General features: G+C 69.3%; 14 protein-coding genes and 1 riboswitch. Of the genes, 8 read left to right on the top strand and 6 right to left on the bottom strand.

All coding sequences use genetic code 11. From position 1 onward, the window contains the following. The first annotated feature begins 25 nt into the window (after positions 1 to 25). A complete protein-coding gene (locus tag SBI67_RS18650; protein ID WP_318982011.1) occupies positions 26 to 1,234 on the top strand; it encodes an alpha/beta hydrolase family protein in 1,209 nt (402 codons plus the stop codon). Between the two features lies 1 nt (position 1,235). Here the strand turns inward: SBI67_RS18650 and SBI67_RS18655 are convergent, their stop codons facing one another. After that, a complete protein-coding gene (locus tag SBI67_RS18655; protein WP_266045557.1) occupies positions 1,236 to 1,700 on the bottom strand; it encodes a tRNA (cytidine(34)-2'-O)-methyltransferase in 465 nt (154 codons plus the stop codon). A 168-nt stretch (positions 1,701 to 1,868) separates the two neighbouring features. Between SBI67_RS18655 and SBI67_RS18660 the strand changes: the two genes are divergently transcribed. Genes SBI67_RS18660 through SBI67_RS18680 form a run of 5 tightly spaced genes read left to right on the top strand, consistent with a single transcriptional unit; the run spans position 1,869 to position 6,316 of the window. Next, positions 1,869 to 4,403, top strand: a complete 2,535-nt coding sequence (locus SBI67_RS18660; RefSeq protein ID WP_318982012.1) for an ATP-binding protein — start codon at positions 1,869 to 1,871, stop codon at positions 4,401 to 4,403. After that, positions 4,400 to 4,837: a roadblock/LC7 domain-containing protein gene (locus tag SBI67_RS18665; RefSeq protein ID WP_318982013.1), complete on the top strand. Its 438-nt coding sequence runs from the start codon at positions 4,400 to 4,402 to the stop codon at positions 4,835 to 4,837. The genes SBI67_RS18660 and SBI67_RS18665 overlap by 4 nt, the downstream gene beginning before the upstream one ends. 6 nt (positions 4,838 to 4,843) lie before the next feature. Further along, positions 4,844 to 5,212, top strand: coding sequence for a DUF742 domain-containing protein (locus SBI67_RS18670; protein WP_318982014.1), 369 nt, complete (start codon positions 4,844 to 4,846; stop codon positions 5,210 to 5,212). Further along, the gene (locus SBI67_RS18675; RefSeq protein ID WP_318982015.1) at positions 5,193 to 5,762 is read left to right on the top strand and encodes a GTP-binding protein; all 570 of its coding nucleotides are present in this window, start codon (positions 5,193 to 5,195) and stop codon (positions 5,760 to 5,762) included. Before SBI67_RS18670 ends, SBI67_RS18675 begins: the two co-directional genes overlap by 20 nt. After that, positions 5,759 to 6,316 carry a pentapeptide repeat-containing protein gene (locus SBI67_RS18680; RefSeq protein ID WP_318982016.1) on the top strand — a complete coding sequence of 186 codons (558 nt, stop codon included), beginning with the start codon at positions 5,759 to 5,761 and terminating at the stop codon, positions 6,314 to 6,316. The genes SBI67_RS18675 and SBI67_RS18680 overlap by 4 nt, the downstream gene beginning before the upstream one ends. Positions 6,317 to 6,375: 59 nt before the next feature. Here SBI67_RS18680 and SBI67_RS18685 read toward each other — a convergent pair whose 3' ends face one another. Continuing rightward, positions 6,376 to 9,003 carry an FHA domain-containing protein gene (locus SBI67_RS18685; RefSeq protein ID WP_318982017.1) on the bottom strand — a complete coding sequence of 876 codons (2,628 nt, stop codon included), beginning with the start codon at positions 9,001 to 9,003 and terminating at the stop codon, positions 6,376 to 6,378. A gap of 99 nt (positions 9,004 to 9,102) precedes the next feature. Then, positions 9,103 to 10,317, bottom strand: coding sequence for an NADH:flavin oxidoreductase (locus SBI67_RS18690; RefSeq protein WP_318982018.1), 1,215 nt, complete (start codon positions 10,315 to 10,317; stop codon positions 9,103 to 9,105). Positions 10,318 to 10,355: 38 nt separating this feature from the next. Here SBI67_RS18690 and SBI67_RS18695 point away from each other — a divergent pair, with 38 nt between their 5' ends. After that, entirely contained in the window at positions 10,356 to 11,201 is an 846-nt protein-coding gene (locus SBI67_RS18695) for a bifunctional methylenetetrahydrofolate dehydrogenase/methenyltetrahydrofolate cyclohydrolase (RefSeq protein WP_318982019.1), read from the top strand. Positions 11,202 to 11,211: 10 nt separating this feature from the next. Further along, the gene (locus SBI67_RS18700; protein WP_318982020.1) at positions 11,212 to 11,505 is read left to right on the top strand and encodes a DUF3017 domain-containing protein; all 294 of its coding nucleotides are present in this window, start codon (positions 11,212 to 11,214) and stop codon (positions 11,503 to 11,505) included. Between the two features lie 72 nt (positions 11,506 to 11,577). On the opposite strand, the gene SBI67_RS18705 is transcribed toward SBI67_RS18700, so the two are convergent. The 3 genes from SBI67_RS18705 to SBI67_RS18715 are packed head-to-tail and all read right to left on the bottom strand — an operon-like array spanning position 11,578 to position 14,755. Continuing rightward, positions 11,578 to 12,309 carry a class I SAM-dependent methyltransferase gene (locus SBI67_RS18705; protein WP_318982021.1) on the bottom strand — a complete coding sequence of 244 codons (732 nt, stop codon included), beginning with the start codon at positions 12,307 to 12,309 and terminating at the stop codon, positions 11,578 to 11,580. Beyond that, positions 12,306 to 13,430, bottom strand: a complete 1,125-nt coding sequence (gene metX / locus SBI67_RS18710; protein ID WP_318982022.1) for a homoserine O-acetyltransferase MetX — start codon at positions 13,428 to 13,430, stop codon at positions 12,306 to 12,308. Before metX ends, SBI67_RS18705 begins: the two co-directional genes overlap by 4 nt. Next, positions 13,427 to 14,755 carry a bifunctional o-acetylhomoserine/o-acetylserine sulfhydrylase gene (locus SBI67_RS18715; protein ID WP_318982023.1) on the bottom strand — a complete coding sequence of 443 codons (1,329 nt, stop codon included), beginning with the start codon at positions 14,753 to 14,755 and terminating at the stop codon, positions 13,427 to 13,429. Before SBI67_RS18715 ends, metX begins: the two co-directional genes overlap by 4 nt. 47 nt (positions 14,756 to 14,802) lie before the next feature. After that, positions 14,803 to 14,922, bottom strand: a riboswitch (SAM riboswitch). Positions 14,923 to 15,050 lie beyond the last annotated feature (128 nt).

Genomic DNA, 15,050 nt, shown 5'->3' on the forward strand with positions numbered 1-15,050 from the left:
CGTTCCGTTTCGTTTAGGAGGCGTGATGAAATTCCTGTTCGAGGACGAGTCGTTCTCGTTCGAAACCCTGCGTGCCGCCGGCTTCGCCAACTACGGTGGCGCCGACCTCGGCGAGATCCTGATCACGGCCCGCGCCATCCCCGAAGGCGACGAGGTGGCCTGGCACCATGCCTGGAAGGCCACCGCCCGACGCGCCGAGGCCCAAGGGCGCGAATCGCTGGGCAACGGTCATCTGGTCAGTGCGCGGGAGGCCCTGCTGCGGGCGTCGAACTACTACCGGACCGCCGAGTTCTATCGCCGCGAAGACCCGGCCAACGATCCCGAGGTGACCGCGCTGTCGCGCGCCGCGCAAGACAGCTTCCTGTCGGCGATCGAATTGTTCGACTTCGCCTTCGAGCGGGTCACCATCCCGTACCTGGACACGACGCTGCCCGGCTACCTCTACCTGGTCGACGACTCCGGGCAACCGCGACCGACCGTCATCTACAACAGCGGATACGACTCGACATTGGAAGAGTCCTACTTCGCGATCGGCGCCGCGGCCCTGGCCCGCGGCTACAACGTGCTGGCCTTCGACGGTCCCGGCCAGGGCGGCGCGATCCGGGAACAGGGACTGGTGTTCCGGCACGACTGGGAGGCCGTCATCACGCCGGTGCTCGATTTCGCGCTCACCCGTGCCGAGATCGCCGCCGACCGCATCGCGTTGTTCGGCTATAGCCTGGGCGGCTATCTGGCGGCACGCGCGGCGGCCTTCGAGAGTCGGCTTGCGGCGGTGATCCTGGACGACGGCGTCTTCGACTTCGGCTCCGCCGTCGCGCGGTTGATGCCGCCCTTCCTCGGCCGGTGGATCGCCGACGGCAACACCGGGGCCGCCGATCAGGTGCTGACCTTGCTGACGGCGGCCAACACCCAGCTGCGGTGGGCGCTGCGCAACGGGGTGTGGGTGATGGGTGTCGCCAGCCCCGCCGAGCTACCGGGGGTGTTCGCCCGCTACACGCTGGCCGGCATCGCCGACCGGATCACCGCGCCGACCCTCGTGCTCGATGCCGAGAACGACCAGTTTTTCAAGGGCGAACCGCAACGCGTCGCCGATGCCCTGGTCAATGCCAAGGCCACCCTGGTCACCCTGCGGGAATCCGAGGGTGCCGGCGAACATTGCCACATGGGCGCCATGGGTCGGGCCCATCAGGTGATCTTCGATTGGCTCGATGGCGTTCTGCCGCAGCCGAACTGAGTCACACGGCGCCGATGAACCCGTGTTGGCGCCAGGCCTCGTAGGCCGCCACCGCCGCGGCGTTGGAGAGATTCAACGAGCGACGCCCGGCCAGCATCGGGATGCGCACCCGGCCGGTGATGTGGGGGTCGCCCAGTGTTTCGGCGTCCAGGCCCGTCGGCTCGGGACCGAACATCAGCACATCGCCGGGCTGATACGCGACCTCGGCGAACGAACGGTCGGCGTGCGCGGTGAACGCGTACACCGCCGCCGGCATCAGCGCCGCCCACGCCGATGCCAGATCGGGGTGCACCGTCACCGACGCCAGATCGTGGTAGTCCAGGCCGGCCCGGCGTAACTTCGGTTCGGACAGGTCGAAGCCCAGCGGCTCGACCAGGTGCAGTTCGCATCCCGTCGCCGCCACCATCCGGATGGCGTTGCCGGTGTTGGGTGCGATCCGGGGCGAGTAGAACAGCACACGAAACATCCGACGATGATGTCATCCGGCCCCGCACACGACGGGGCAACATCTCGGTCACGAACCGTGCGCGAAGGCTCGCGAACTGTGGAAAGCGCTGCATGCGGCTGTCATACTCGACAAATTGCGACAGGCGTGCCACGCCGGCCCCCGTAGGGGCAAACACAGCAGGAAACGATGAGCAACGAATTCGCGCACGCCACAACGCAAGACGCCGCTGATGCGGTCAAGCGGCCGTCGCGCTGGGCGCTGAGCAACTGGCCCGTCGGCTGGAAAGTGCTTGCCATCGCCCTGGTTCCATTGGTGCTCGCCGGGGTGCTCGGCGGGCTGCGGATACATTCCGGGCTCGGCGCCGCCACCGATCTGCGCCGGGCCGCCGACCGGGCCGACCTGGTACCGGCCATCGTCAAGTACATGGCCGCGCTGGACGCCGCGCTGCTGGCCACCTCCACCGACACCGATGTCCAGCCCGCCGTCACCGCCTTCGATGCCAGCCGGAAAACCCTCGCCGACAAGCTGGCCGGCACCGACGCGGTGCCCGATGTCGACAAGGGTGTCACGACGATCCTGCAGGGCGGCCGGCAGCTCCTCGACGGTGTCACCTCGAACGCCATCGGCCTGCGGGACCGGATCACCACCTACGCGCCCCTGCTGTTGACCGCCGAGGACGCGATCAACGGATCGGTGCGGGTGGAGGACGAACGGATCCGTGCGCAGACCGTGGGGCTGTCCCGCGCCGTCGGCGCGCGCGGCCAGATGATGATGCAGCAGCTGCTGGTCAACCGCGGCGCCGATCTGCCCGAACCGGAACTGCGCACCTCGATGATCACCCTGGCCGGTACCGAACCGTCGACCCTGTTCGGGATGAGCCAGGTGCTCGGTGTGGGCTCGGCCGACGCGCAGAAGCTGCAGGAACAGATGGTCCGCCGGATGGGCATGATGTCCGATCCGGCCATCCCGCTGCCCAACAACCCGGACCTGGCTCAGTCCATCCAGGCCACCGACCAGATCGCGGGCAAGGTCATTGCCGACACCGCAGCATCGATCACCGCGGCGGTGCACGATCAGGCCGATCGCCAACGCAGCACCGCCATCCGGGACACGGTCGTGGTCGTGGGCGCCATGCTGGTCGCGCTGATCGCGGTGGCCCTGGTTGCGCGATCCCTGGTCCGGCCGTTGCGGCGGCTGCGCGACGGCGCGCTCAAGGTCGCCCATCAGGATCTGGCCCGCGAACTGGAGCAGGTCCGCGCCGGCGGTGACCCGGGTCCGATCCGCCCGCTGCCGGTGCCCACCACCGAGGAAATCGGCCAGGTTGCGCACGCCGTCGACGAGCTGCACGAACAGGCTGTCCTGTTGGCCGCCGAGCAGGCGCGACTGCAGCTGCAGGTCACCGACATGTTCGAGACGTTGTCCCGGCGCAGCCGATCCCTGGTGGACCAGCAACTGGTCGTCATCGACCAACTGGAACGCGACGAGGCCGACCCGAAGCGGTTGCAGAGCCTGTTCCAACTGGACCACCTGGCCGCCCGGATGCGCCGCAACGGCGCGAACCTGCTGGTGCTCTCCGGTACCCGGTTGTCCCGCGAACAGTCCGGGCCGGTCGCGCTGACGGCCGCCGTCAACGCCGCTGCCTCCGAGGTCGAGGACTACACCCGGGTCGCCACCGCGGCGCTGCCCGACACCGACATCGACGGTGCCGTCGCCGCCGACCTGGTGCACGTGTTGGCCGAACTGCTGGACAACGCGCTGCGCTACTCCCCGCCCACCACCTATGTGCGGGTGTCGGCGCTGCACACCGGCGACGGCGCGCTGGTCATCGAGGTCGGCGACGAGGGTCTGGGCATGACCGAGGCCGACCTGCGCGTGGCCAACGCCCGGCTGCAGTCCGGCGGTGAGGTCAACCCGTACACCGCGCGGCATATGGGTCTGTTCGTCATCGGCCGGCTGGCCGCCACCCACGGTCTGGTGGTGCGGCTGCGCAGCACCGTGACCGGTGATCCGTCGTCGGGGATCACCGCCGGCGTCTACGTCCCGCAGAGCCTGCTGGTGGGGGAGGGCGGCGCCCCGTTCACCGATTTCGTCCCGGCGCCACCGACAGCCGTGGTGTCCCCGGCCGCGACCCGGCCGGTCGAGCCTGCGCCGGTCGTGCCGGCCGTGTCGCCGTTGGCCGATGCTGGTTCGCTTCTGCCGCAACGTCATCCGGGGGCCAGTGGGATCGCCGGTGACGCGGCGAGCCAGCCACCGGCCGGGCCCACCGAGAAGTCCCCTGAGAAGCCCACCGATACCTCGTCCTTCTTCGCGGCGCGCGCGCAGGTTCCTGCCGAACCGCCGCCGCCCAGCGCGCCCCCGACCGGGTCGGACGACGCGATCTACCAGAAGATGCTCTCCGAATGGCTCGTCGACCCGACCGATCTGGGCGCCAGCACCGACCTCGATTGGAAGTCGGTCTGGGACAACGGCTGGTCGGCAGCCGCCGCGGCCGAGGACGCCCCGGTGGCCGAACACACCCCCGAGGGGCTGCCGGTCCGCGAGCCGGGCGCCCGGCTGGTGCCCGGAGCCGGCAGTGACCCGTTAGCATCTGAACCCGCCGGCGACGAGTTCGACACCGGTCCGCTGCCGGACCCGGCCGCGGTCCGGGCGAGCATCAGCAACCACTTCGGGGGTGTGCACGCCGGCCGGACGCACGCGCGTGAGACCGGAGGATCCGAATGAGCTACCCGGCGGGGCAGAGCGCGGCGACCGGCGGGTCACCGCAGCGGCAGTCGCTGGACTGGTTGGTCTCCCGGTTCGCCCGCGAGGTCGCCGGGGTGTCACATGCCGTCCTGGTATCCGCCGACGGACTGCTGATGGCGGCCAGCGAGCATATGCCGATCGAACGGGCCGACCAGTTGGCGGCGGTCGCTTCCGGGCTGGCCAGCCTGTCGACCGGCGCCGCGCAGCTGTTCGAGGGCGGCCACGTCATGCAGTCGGTGGTGGAGATGGAGAACGGTTACCTGCTGCTGATGCGGGTGGGCGACGGCTCCCATCTCGCCACGCTGGCCACCCGGTCCTGCGATATCGGCCAGATCGGCTACGAGATGGCGATCCTCGTCGAACGTGTCGGCACCGTCATCCAGTCGGCCCGGCGAGCGCGCCAGCACTCGTGAGCCCGGATGGACAGCTGGGAAGCCGACGCCGGTGAACCGAGTCTGGTACGGCCCTACACGCTGACCGGTGGCCGCACCGAACCGGCCGTCGACCTGCCGTGGGAGGCGCCGATCCGGACACGCGATCTCGCCCCGGCGCCGCGCTGGCCGACGAATGACGTCCGGGCGCGGATACTGGAACTCGGCGGGGATGGTCCGTCGGTCGCGGAGATCGCGGCCCGCCTATCGTTGCCGCTCGGCGTGGCGCGGGTGCTGATCGGAGATCTGGTCACCCAGGGGTATCTCACGGTGCACCAGACACTCGACGACGCCGCCACGACCGATGAACGACGCGAACTGATCGGAAGGACGTTGCGTGGCCTACGGGCTCTCTAGGCACCGAACGAGCTCCACCAAGATCGTCATCTCCGGTGGCTTCGGTGCGGGCAAGACCACCTTCGTCGGCGCGGTGTCGGAGATCATGCCGCTGCGCACCGAGGCCCTGGTGACCACCGCGTCCGCCGGTGTCGATGCGCTGGCGGCGACACCGGACAAGAGCACCACGACGGTGGCCATGGACTTCGGCCGGATCACCCTGGCCGAGGATCTGGTGCTGTACCTGTTCGGCACGCCCGGCCAGCGCCGGTTCTGGTTCATGTGGGACGACCTGGTACGCGGCGCGATCGGCGCGGTGATCTTGGTCGACGTGCGGCGGCTGCAGGACAGCTTCGCCGCGGTGGACTTCTTCGAGGCGCGCAAGCTGCCGTTCATCATCGCCGTCAACGAATTCGACGGCGCCGCACGGCACCCGGCCGCCGCGATCCGGCAGGCGCTGGCGCTCCCCGAGGGCATCCCGATCGTCTCGGTCGACGCCAGGGATCGGAATTCGGCGCGCGACGCACTGATCGCCGTCACCGAGTACGCGCTGGCCGCGCTGCCGTCGTGACGGAGCCGGTGTGGGTGGACCGCGAGTTCACCGGCCACGACTTCCGTGGCGAGGACCTGAGCCGGATCCGCACCGAGCGCGCGGTGTTCGACGAATGCGATTTCAGCGGCGTCGACCTCACCGAATCCGTGCACGCCGGCTCCGCCTTCCGTAACTGCACCTTCCGTCGGGCCACGCTGTGGCACAGCACCTTCACCAACTGCAGCCTGCTGGGCTCGGTGTTCACCGAGGCCAGGCTGCGGCCGGTGGTCATGACGGAGGTGGATCTGACGCTGGCCGTCCTGGGCGGCTGCGACCTGCGCGGTATCGACCTGTCCGGGTCGCGGCTGCGGGAGGCCAGCCTCGTCGGGACCGATCTGCGCAAGGCGGTGCTGCGCCAAGCCGACCTCACCGGGGTGCGGGTGCAGGATGCGAAATTCGAGCAGGCCGACCTGCGCGGCGCCCGTGTCGATCCGACGTTCTGGACGACGGCGAAGGTGCGCGGCGCGCGGATCGACATCCCGCAGGGCCTGGCCTATGCCGCCGCCCACGGCCTCGACATCCACGGCGAATGAGTGATTTGTGGAGCCGCACCCGTAATGGTTACGGGTGCGGCTCCACAAATCGCGGAGAACTAGCCGGCTTTGAGCCGGATCTTCCAGCGCACGAAGCCGACGTAGAACACCGACAGCGCGACCAGCATGCCCATGTCGAACCACCACGTCCCGGCCGTGTGCTTCCAGTGCGAGTCATCCGGTGACAGCGGTGCCGGCACCAGCCCGGTCAGGTCGATGGTCGACGCGGTGGCGGCGAAGCCCCAGCGGGCCGGGGTTGCCCAGGACATCTGGTCCAGCACGATGCGTCCGGTCACCGGGATCATGCCGCCGGAGAACACCAGCTGCGACATGATCGCGATGACCAGCAGCGGCATGATCTGTTCGTTGGACTTGGCCAGCGCCGAGAGCGCCAGACCGACCATCGCCGCGCACACCGTGGTGGCGGCCACGTCGACGTAGAGCTCAAGGCTGCGCGGCAGCAGCAGGCCGGATGCGACGGCGCCTTCGCCCCAACCCTTCCCGAGGATGGCGATGGTGACCGCGATGGCCGACTGCACCAGCGCAAAGATCGTGAAGATGAACACCTTGGCCAGCAGGTAGGCCGACGTCGACAATCCGACGGCCTGCTCGCGCAGGAAGATGGCGCGTTCACCGATCAGGGCGCGGATGGTCAGCGCGGTGCCCATGAAGATGGCGCCGACGTTGAGCAGCACCAGGATCTGGCCCGGCTCATTCGGTGCCTCACCGCCCTTGATCGCCGGCACCGGCAGGCCGAAGCCGACGTCACCGGGCACGGTCAGGGCCAGCGTCCCCATGATGAACGGCAGCAACGCCAGGAAGATGAAGTAGCCGCGGTCGGAGACGGTCAGTCGGAACTGCCTGCGCGCGATCGTCGAGAACTGGCGCACCAGACTGGTTTTCGCGGGCTTGCCCAGATCACCGGGTTTCTCCGACGGCGGCGCCGGGGGAGTCGGGGCGCTGCGCTCCAGGTACCGGCGGTGCGCCGCGTCCGGGTCACCGGCCACGCTGCTGAAGATGTCGGCCCAGTTGGTGGTGCCCAGCTGCGGACCGATCTGGCTCGGCGGTCCGGCGAACGCGGTCTTGCCGCCGGGCGCCAGCAGCAGCACTTGGTCGCAGACGTCCAGGTAGGTCAGCGAGTGCGTCACCACCAGCACGACGCGACCGGCGTCGGCCAGCTGGCGCAGCATCGTCATCACCTGGCGGTCCAGCGCCGGGTCCAGGCCGGAGGTCGGCTCGTCGAGGATGAGCAGCGAGGGGCCGGTCAGCAGTTCCAGCGCGACCGACGCGCGTTTGCGCTGGCCGCCGGACAGCTTGTCGACGCGGGTCTCCAGGTGCTTGGTCATCTCGAGCTCTTCGAGCACCTGCATGACGACCTGTTCGCGGTCCTCTTTGGTGGTATCCGGCGGCAGCCGCAGTTCGGCGGCGTACATCAGCGCCTGCTTGACGGTCAGCTGCCCGTGCACCACGTCGTCCTGCGGGACCATGCCGATCCGGGACCGCAGCGAGGCGTACTCGGCGTGGATGTCGTGACCCTCGAACGTGATCGTGCCGCTGGTCGGGTGGGTGTAGCCGGCGACCTGCTTGGCGAAGGTGGACTTGCCGGCACCGGACGGCCCGATCACCGCGGTGAGCGTGCCGGGCCGGGCGTCCAGCGAGATGTTGTCCAGCAGGGTCTTGTTGCCCTCGATGGTCCAGGTCAGCCCGCGGACCTCCAGGCCGCCGGTGCGGGTGTCGGCCTCGGTCTCGGTGCGCCGGGCCAGCGTGCCGCCGGCGAAGACCAGGTCGACGTTACCGATGGTGACGACGTCACCGTCGCGCAGCGTCGCCTCGTCGACGCGCTGACCGTTGACGAAGGTGCCGTTGATGCTGCGGTTGTCGCGGATCTCGGTGGCCCCACCGACGGGCACCAAGGTGGCGTGGTGCCGCGAGGCCAGCACATCGGGGATGACGATGTCGTTGTCGGTGGCGCGACCGATCTTGATCCCGCCGGCGGGCACCTCGGGGGCGCGACCCGGCCGCAGGATCTTGAGCATCGTCGTGCCGATGTTGCCGTCGTTTGACCGCGAAACGGCGGTGGGCCCGATGGTGGTGGGCGGCGCGGCGGGTGCCGGTTGCTGGTAGGTCGGGTGCGGGGCGCTCTGCTGGACACCGGACGGGTACTGCGGCATTGGCGCGCTCGGCTGCGGGGCCGACGGGTAGTGCGGGCCGGTCGGGTGGTTGGGCTGCGGTCCCGACGGGTACTGCGGGTGCGGCCGCGAGGCCGGCGCGGCCGTCGGCCACGGGCTCGACGACGGCGGCTGTGTCGGCCACGCCGTGCTCTGCCGCTGGGTGACCGGTATCGAGGTGGTCTGCGGTGGTGTGCCCGCCGAGCCCTGGTGCCGGCCCACCTCGAAGGTGAGCTGCGGACCGTCCGGGTTGCCGATGTTGATCCGCTGACCGTCGACGATGTCGACGGTGGGCACCCGCTGCCCGTTGACGTACATCCCGTTGAGCGAGCCGTTGTCGATGGCGATCCATCGCCCCTGGTCGAAGCGCAGCACCAGGTGTGCGCGCGAGATCAACGGGTGGGCGATGCGAACATCGGCGCGCAGATCGCGACCGACGACGACATCGTTGCCAGCGGAGAAGGTCCGTGCGGACCCGTCGTAGCGAACGGACAGGGCGGGCGCTGCGGGTCGGCTCATCGGTGTCAACTCTATCGGTAGCCGGCCGCAGACACGGGGTGGTACACCATTGCGTTACCCGCCGAGTGCAGGCCGCATACACCCCACCGTGGTCGGATGTCAGTGCACCAGCGTGTCCGGTGCGCCGGTGAGCACGCAGTGCGTGTGGGTGTAGATCGTCGGCATGCACAGGTTGCAGTGCGTGCACACCGACCTGGTGTCCCGATCGGCCTTGATCCGGTTGATCAGACCGGGCTCGGCCAGCAGGGCCCGGCCCATCGCGACGAAGTCGAAACCCTCGGCCATCGCCAGGTCCATGGTCTCGCGATTGGTGATGCCGCCGAGCAGGATCAGCGGCATCGTCAGCTCGGCGCGGAACAGCCGGGCCTCGCGCAGCAGGTAGGCCTCCCGGTACGGGTACTGCCGCAGAAAATTCTTGCCCGTCATCCGCATGCCCCAGCGGATGGGCGGTTTGAAGGCGCCGGCGAACTCCTTGATCGGCGCGTCGCCGCGGAACAGGTACATCGGGTTCACCAGCGAGCTGCCCGCGGTCAGTTCGATGGCGTCCAGACCGCCGTCTTCTTCGAGCCACTTGGCGGTCTGGAGGGCTTCGGTGTTGGTGATCCCGCCGCGCACCCCGTCGCTCATGTTCAGCTTCGCGGTGACGGCGATCTGCTTGCCGCCGTGCTTGTCGACGGCGTCGCGCACCGCGCGCACCACCGCGCGGGCCACCTTGGCCCGATTCTCCAGTGCGCCACCGAACTCATCCGTGCGGCGGTTGAGCAGTGGGGAGAGGAACGCACTGGCCAGGTAGTTGTGGCCAAGGTGCACCTCGACGGCGTCGAACCCGGCGTCGATGGCCAGGCGCGCGGCATCGGCGTGCGCGGCCAGCACGTCGCGGATGTCGTCTTTGGTGGCCTTTTTGGCGAAGCGCATGGACAGCGGGTTGAAGAACCGGCCGGGGGCCAGTGCCTGCGCCTTGTTGGTGCGGGCGTTGGCCACCGGGCCGGCATGGCCGATCTGGGCACTGATCGCCGCCCCCTCGGCGTGGATGGCCTCGGTGAGCCGGCGCAGCCCGGGCAACGCCTCGGGGCGCATCCACAGCTGCCAGCCGTCGGTGCGGCCGCCGGGGGACACCGCGCAGTAGGCGACGGTGGTCATCCCGACACCACCGGCCGCGGGCAGCCGGTGGTAGTTGATCAGGTCGTCGGTGACCAGCGCATTCGGGGTGGACGCTTCGAAGGTGGCGGCCTTGATGATGCGGTTGCGCAGGGTCACCGGACCGAGCTTGGCGGCGCCGAACACGTCGGTGGACACATTCTGCGGACTGTTCATAGTCGGAGCCTGCCACGGCTCCTGACACAATGGCACCCGTGGGTGCGATTACGTTGGACGGCAAGGCCACGCGCGACGAGATCTTCGTCGATCTCAAGCAGCGCGTCGCGAAACTGACCGATGCGGGCCGGACGCCCGGACTCGGCACGATCCTGGTCGGCGACGACCCCGGTTCGCAGGCCTATGTGCGCGGCAAGCACGCCGACTGCGCCAAGGTCGGCATCAACTCGATCCGCCGGGATCTGCCCGCCGACATCAGCCAGGCCACGCTCGACGAGACCATCGACGAGCTCAACGCCAACCCCGAGTGCACCGGCTACATCGTGCAGCTGCCGCTGCCCAAGCACCTGGACGAGAACGCCGCGCTGGAGCGCGTCGATCCGGACAAGGACGCCGACGGTCTGCACCCCACCAACCTGGGCCGGCTGGTGCTCGGCAAAGAAGCCCCGTTGCCGTGCACGCCGCGCGGCATCGTGCACCTGCTGCGCCGCTTCGACGTGCCGATCGCCGGCGCGCATGTGGTGGTGATCGGGCGCGGGGTGACGGTGGGCCGTCCGCTGGGTCTGTTGCTGACGCGCCGGTCGGAGAACGCGACGGTGACGTTGTGTCACACCGGGACTCGTGATCTGGGGGAGCTGACCCGGCAGGCCGACATCATCGTCGCCGCGGTCGGGGTGCCGTACATGGTCACCGCGGACATGGTGAAACCCGGTGCCGCAGTGGTGGATGTCGGGGTGAGCCGGGTGGAGGGCAAGCTGACCGGTGACGTGGCCCCGGACGTGTGGGATGTGGCGGGCCACGTGTCCCCCAACCCGGGCGGTGTCGGACCGCTGACCCGGGCGTTCCTGCTGACCAATGTGGTCGAGCGCGCCGAGCAGTCCTGAGCCGAACGCCATGACGCTCAAGGAGTTCGCCCGCAAGGTCTTCGGCGGTCAGTGGCCCATCCTGACCGTCGGGGTCATCTTCGTCGTGGCCTTCGTGCTGGTGGTAGCCGGGTACTGGCGCCGGGGCGCGCTGGTCATCGCGATCGGTGTCGGCGTGGCCGCCGCCCTGCGGCTGGCACTGACCGAGGACCGGGCCGGATTGTTGGTGGTGCGGTCCAAGGTGATCGACGTCGCCACCACCGCCACGGTCAGCGCGATCGTGCTGTACATCGCCTGGACCATCGACCCGCTGGGTACCTCCTGACCCCTGTTCGGCCCTCGTTCACGGCTCACCCACGTCGACGACGGGGCGGGCCGCGGTGGCCCGCTGGTGCGGTCAGCCCAGCGTTGCCCGGATCCCGACCGTCACGTAGGGCAACGCCAGTCCGGTCGTATTCACCAGTGCCGGATGGGTTCTCAACAACTCGCGGACCTCGTCGAGCGTGCGGGTGCGGACCTCGGCCGGTGAGGTGATGCAGTAACTGCGCGAGGCCACCAGGTCGACCAGCGCCTGCGGGGTGAGATAACTCGTCCATTCGAAATGGGCGCGCTCGACCGCGGCGAACGGTTCGGGCAGGGTCACCTTCTGCTCCAGGGCGTGATCCTCGTGGCCGATGATGCGGCCGAGGTCTTTGACCCACCCCATCCGTTCGTCGCGGGTGTTCCACACCAGCCCGAGCCGGCCGCCGGGACGCAGCACCCTGGCGATCTCGGCCACCGCGCGGTCGGCGTCGAACCAATGCCAGGCCTGGGCCACCAATACCGAATCCACGCTGTCGTCGGGTAGCGGGATCTCCTCGGCCGTGCCCAGCAGCGCCGGTGTGTCGGGCAGCGAGGCGGACAGTACCTCCAGCATCTCCGGGATCGGGTCGACGGCGATGACGTCGAGTCCGCGTTCGGCCAGCCTGATGGTCAGCTTGCCGGTGCCGGCGCCCAGATCGAGCACGGTGCGTGCACCGGGCGGGAGCAGCCAGTCGATCGCTTCCGGCGGGTAGGACGGCCGGCCGCGCTCGTAAGCGGCGGCTTCCTCCCCGAATGACAGCGACCGGGGCCGGGTCGACTCGCTCACTGCGATGCGAGCTTCAGCGTCTGCCGGACGAGGGCGCCCACCGCGTCGGTCTCGACCAGGAAGCCGTCGTGGCCGTAGATCGAGTCGACGACGTTGAGCCCCGAGCACCCCGGGAGCAGGTCGGCCAATTCCTGTTGCAGGCGAATGGGATACAGCCGATCCGAGGTGATCCCCCCGACGATCGTCGGCACCTGGCAGGACTCCAGCGCCGCGGCCACCCCGCCCCGGCCGCGGCCGACGTCATGGCTGGACAGCGCATCCGTCAGCGCCACATAGGTGCCCGCGTCGAACCGCGACACCAGCTTGGCGCCCTGGTACTCCAGGTAGCTCTCGATCGCGAAGCGGGCGTCGTCGTCACCTTGGAGGTCGCCTTGCAGATCGTTGCCGAATCGCGAATCCAGTTCGGCCTCACCGCGATACGTCAGATGGGCGAACCGCCGGGCGATCTCCATCCCGGCGTTGGGCAGCCGCCCGGTGCCGTGATAGTCGCCGCCCTGCCAGTTCGGGTCGGCCTTGATGGCGGCCACCTGGCTGCTCTGCGTACCGATCTGATCGGCGGTGGCGCGCGCGCCGACGGCGAGCACCAGTGCGGTGCGCACGGTGTCCGGGTGGCCGATGATCCATTCCAGGGCCCGGGCTCCGCCCATCGAACCGCCGATCACCGCTGCCACCCGGGTGATGCCGAGGGCGGCGAGCGTGGCCAGATCGGCGTTCACCTGGTCGCGGATCGTGATGGCGGGGAACCGGGATCCCCAGGGGCGGCCGTCCCTGGCCAGCGAGCTGGGCCCGGTCGAGCCGCGGCACCCACCCAGCACATTGGTCGAGATGGCGCACCAGCGGTCGGTGTCGATCGGGGCGCCCGGCCCGGCCACACCGTCCCACCAGCCGGGGGTGGGATGGCCGGGACCGGCCGGACCGGTGACGTGCGAATCACCGGTCAGCGCGTGCAGCACCATCACGACGTTGTCGCGCTCGGGGGACAGCTGCCCCCAGCGCTGGACGGCGATGGTGACATCGTCGAGCACCGCGCCGCTCTCCAGCGGTAGCGAACCGATGTCGACGAGGGCGGTCTCGCCTTCGGCGGGCAGGGACACGGCGGGGCGGGTATCTGACACGGTCACACTGCCGCCGCCGTGTCGGACGACACCTGCCGGGCCGCCGCGAAGCCCTGCTCCAGATCGGCCAGGATGTCGTCGATGCCCTCGATACCGACGGCCAATCGCACCAGGCCCGGGGTGACGCCCGTGGTCAGCTGCTCCTGCGGGCTCAGCTGCTGATGGGTCGTGGACGCGGGATGGATCACCAGCGAGCGCACGTCGCCGATATTGGCGACGTGGCTGTGCAGGGTCAACGCGTCGACGAACGCCTTGCCTGCGGCGATGCCGCCGGCCAGCTCGAAAGCCAGCACCGCGCCGGTGCCCTTGGGGGCGATCCGGCGACCCACCTCGTACCACGGCGAGGTGGGCAGGCCCGCGTAGTTCACCGAGAGGACATCGGGATGCCCGGCCAGATACTCGGCGACCCGCTGCGCGTTGGACACGTGACGTTCAACACGCAGGCTCAGCGTTTCCAATCCCTGCGCGATGAGGAAAGCGTTGAACGGCGAGAGTGCACTGCCCAGATCGCGCAGCAACTGCACGCGCGCCTTCAGCGCGTACGCGGGCGCGCCCAGGTCGGCGAACACCACACCGTGATAGCTGGGGTCCGGCTCGGTGAAGCCGGGGAACCGACCGTTCGTCCAGTCGAAGGTGCCGCCGTCGACGATCACACCGGCGATCGCCGATCCGTGTCCGCCCAGGTACTTGGTGGCCGAGTGCACGACGATGTCGGCGCCGTGCGCGATCGGCTGGATCAGGTACGGGGTGGCGATGGTGTTGTCGACGATCAGCGGCACGCCGCTGTCGTGCGCCACGGCGGCGACGACGGGAATTTCGAGCACGTCGATCTGTGGGTTGGAGATGGTCTCGGCGAAGAACGCCTTGGTGTTGGGCCGTACCGCCGCGCGCCAGGACTCCGGGTCGTCGGGGTTGTCGACGAAGCTGACCTCGATGCCGAGCTTGGGCAGCGAGTAATGGAACAGGTTGTAGGTGCCGCCGTAGAGCCGCGGGCTCGAGACGATGTGGTCACCGGCCGCGGCGAGGTTCAGGATGGCGAACGTCTCGGCGGCCTGCCCGGAGGACACGAACAGCGCTGCGACACCGCCTTCCAGCGCCGCAACCCGCTGCTCGATGACATCGGTGGTGGGGTTGCCGATGCGGGTGTAGATGTTGCCCGGCTCGGCCAGCCCGAACAGCGCGGCGGCGTGATCGGTGCTGTCGAAGGTGTAGGACGTGGTCTGGTAGATCGGCAGGGCGCGCGCGTTGGTGGCGGCGTCGGGGGCCTGGCCGGCGTGCACCTGCTTGGTCTCGAACGACCAGCTTGCGAGCTTGTCTTCTGGCGTGCTCATGGGAAAACGAACCTCCATCCGTGTCTGGGGGTCCGTCCGTCAGCACGGACCCGCGCTTGCCGGTAGCCGCCTGTCGGCTACACAACCTGGTCCTCACCCGGAGCACCCCACCGCGGTTGGAGGGTTGCCGGCCAGCAAGCCGGGGCTTGTTGCTGGCACTCATGACCGATACGAAGCCTAGCTCACCACGTCGACCGACGGCCAGCGGGTTCACCGCGCACATCGGCCGCGCCGGCACAAAAGCTACTGGTCAGTAGTCAAGGTTGGCCCGTCACGCGGTACGGGGCCCTTGTAG

The sequence above is a fragment of the Mycolicibacterium chengduense genome, assembly GCF_033741155.1.
Lineage (GTDB): Bacteria > Actinomycetota > Actinomycetes > Mycobacteriales > Mycobacteriaceae > Mycobacterium.

Coding starts and splice junctions, on each gene's coding strand:
- SBI67_RS18650 (WP_318982011.1), top strand. CDS start 26: ATGAAATTCCTGTTCGAGGACGAGTCGTTCTCGTTCGAAACCCTGCGT.
- SBI67_RS18655 (WP_266045557.1), bottom strand. CDS start 1,700: ATGTTTCGTGTGCTGTTCTACTCGCCCCGGATCGCACCCAACACCGGC.
- SBI67_RS18660 (WP_318982012.1), top strand. CDS start 1,869: ATGAGCAACGAATTCGCGCACGCCACAACGCAAGACGCCGCTGATGCG.
- SBI67_RS18665 (WP_318982013.1), top strand. CDS start 4,400: ATGAGCTACCCGGCGGGGCAGAGCGCGGCGACCGGCGGGTCACCGCAG.
- SBI67_RS18670 (WP_318982014.1), top strand. CDS start 4,844: ATGGACAGCTGGGAAGCCGACGCCGGTGAACCGAGTCTGGTACGGCCC.
- SBI67_RS18685 (WP_318982017.1), bottom strand. CDS start 9,003: ATGAGCCGACCCGCAGCGCCCGCCCTGTCCGTTCGCTACGACGGGTCC.
- SBI67_RS18690 (WP_318982018.1), bottom strand. CDS start 10,317: ATGAACAGTCCGCAGAATGTGTCCACCGACGTGTTCGGCGCCGCCAAG.
- SBI67_RS18700 (WP_318982020.1), top strand. CDS start 11,212: ATGACGCTCAAGGAGTTCGCCCGCAAGGTCTTCGGCGGTCAGTGGCCC.
- SBI67_RS18715 (WP_318982023.1), bottom strand. CDS start 14,755: ATGAGCACGCCAGAAGACAAGCTCGCAAGCTGGTCGTTCGAGACCAAG.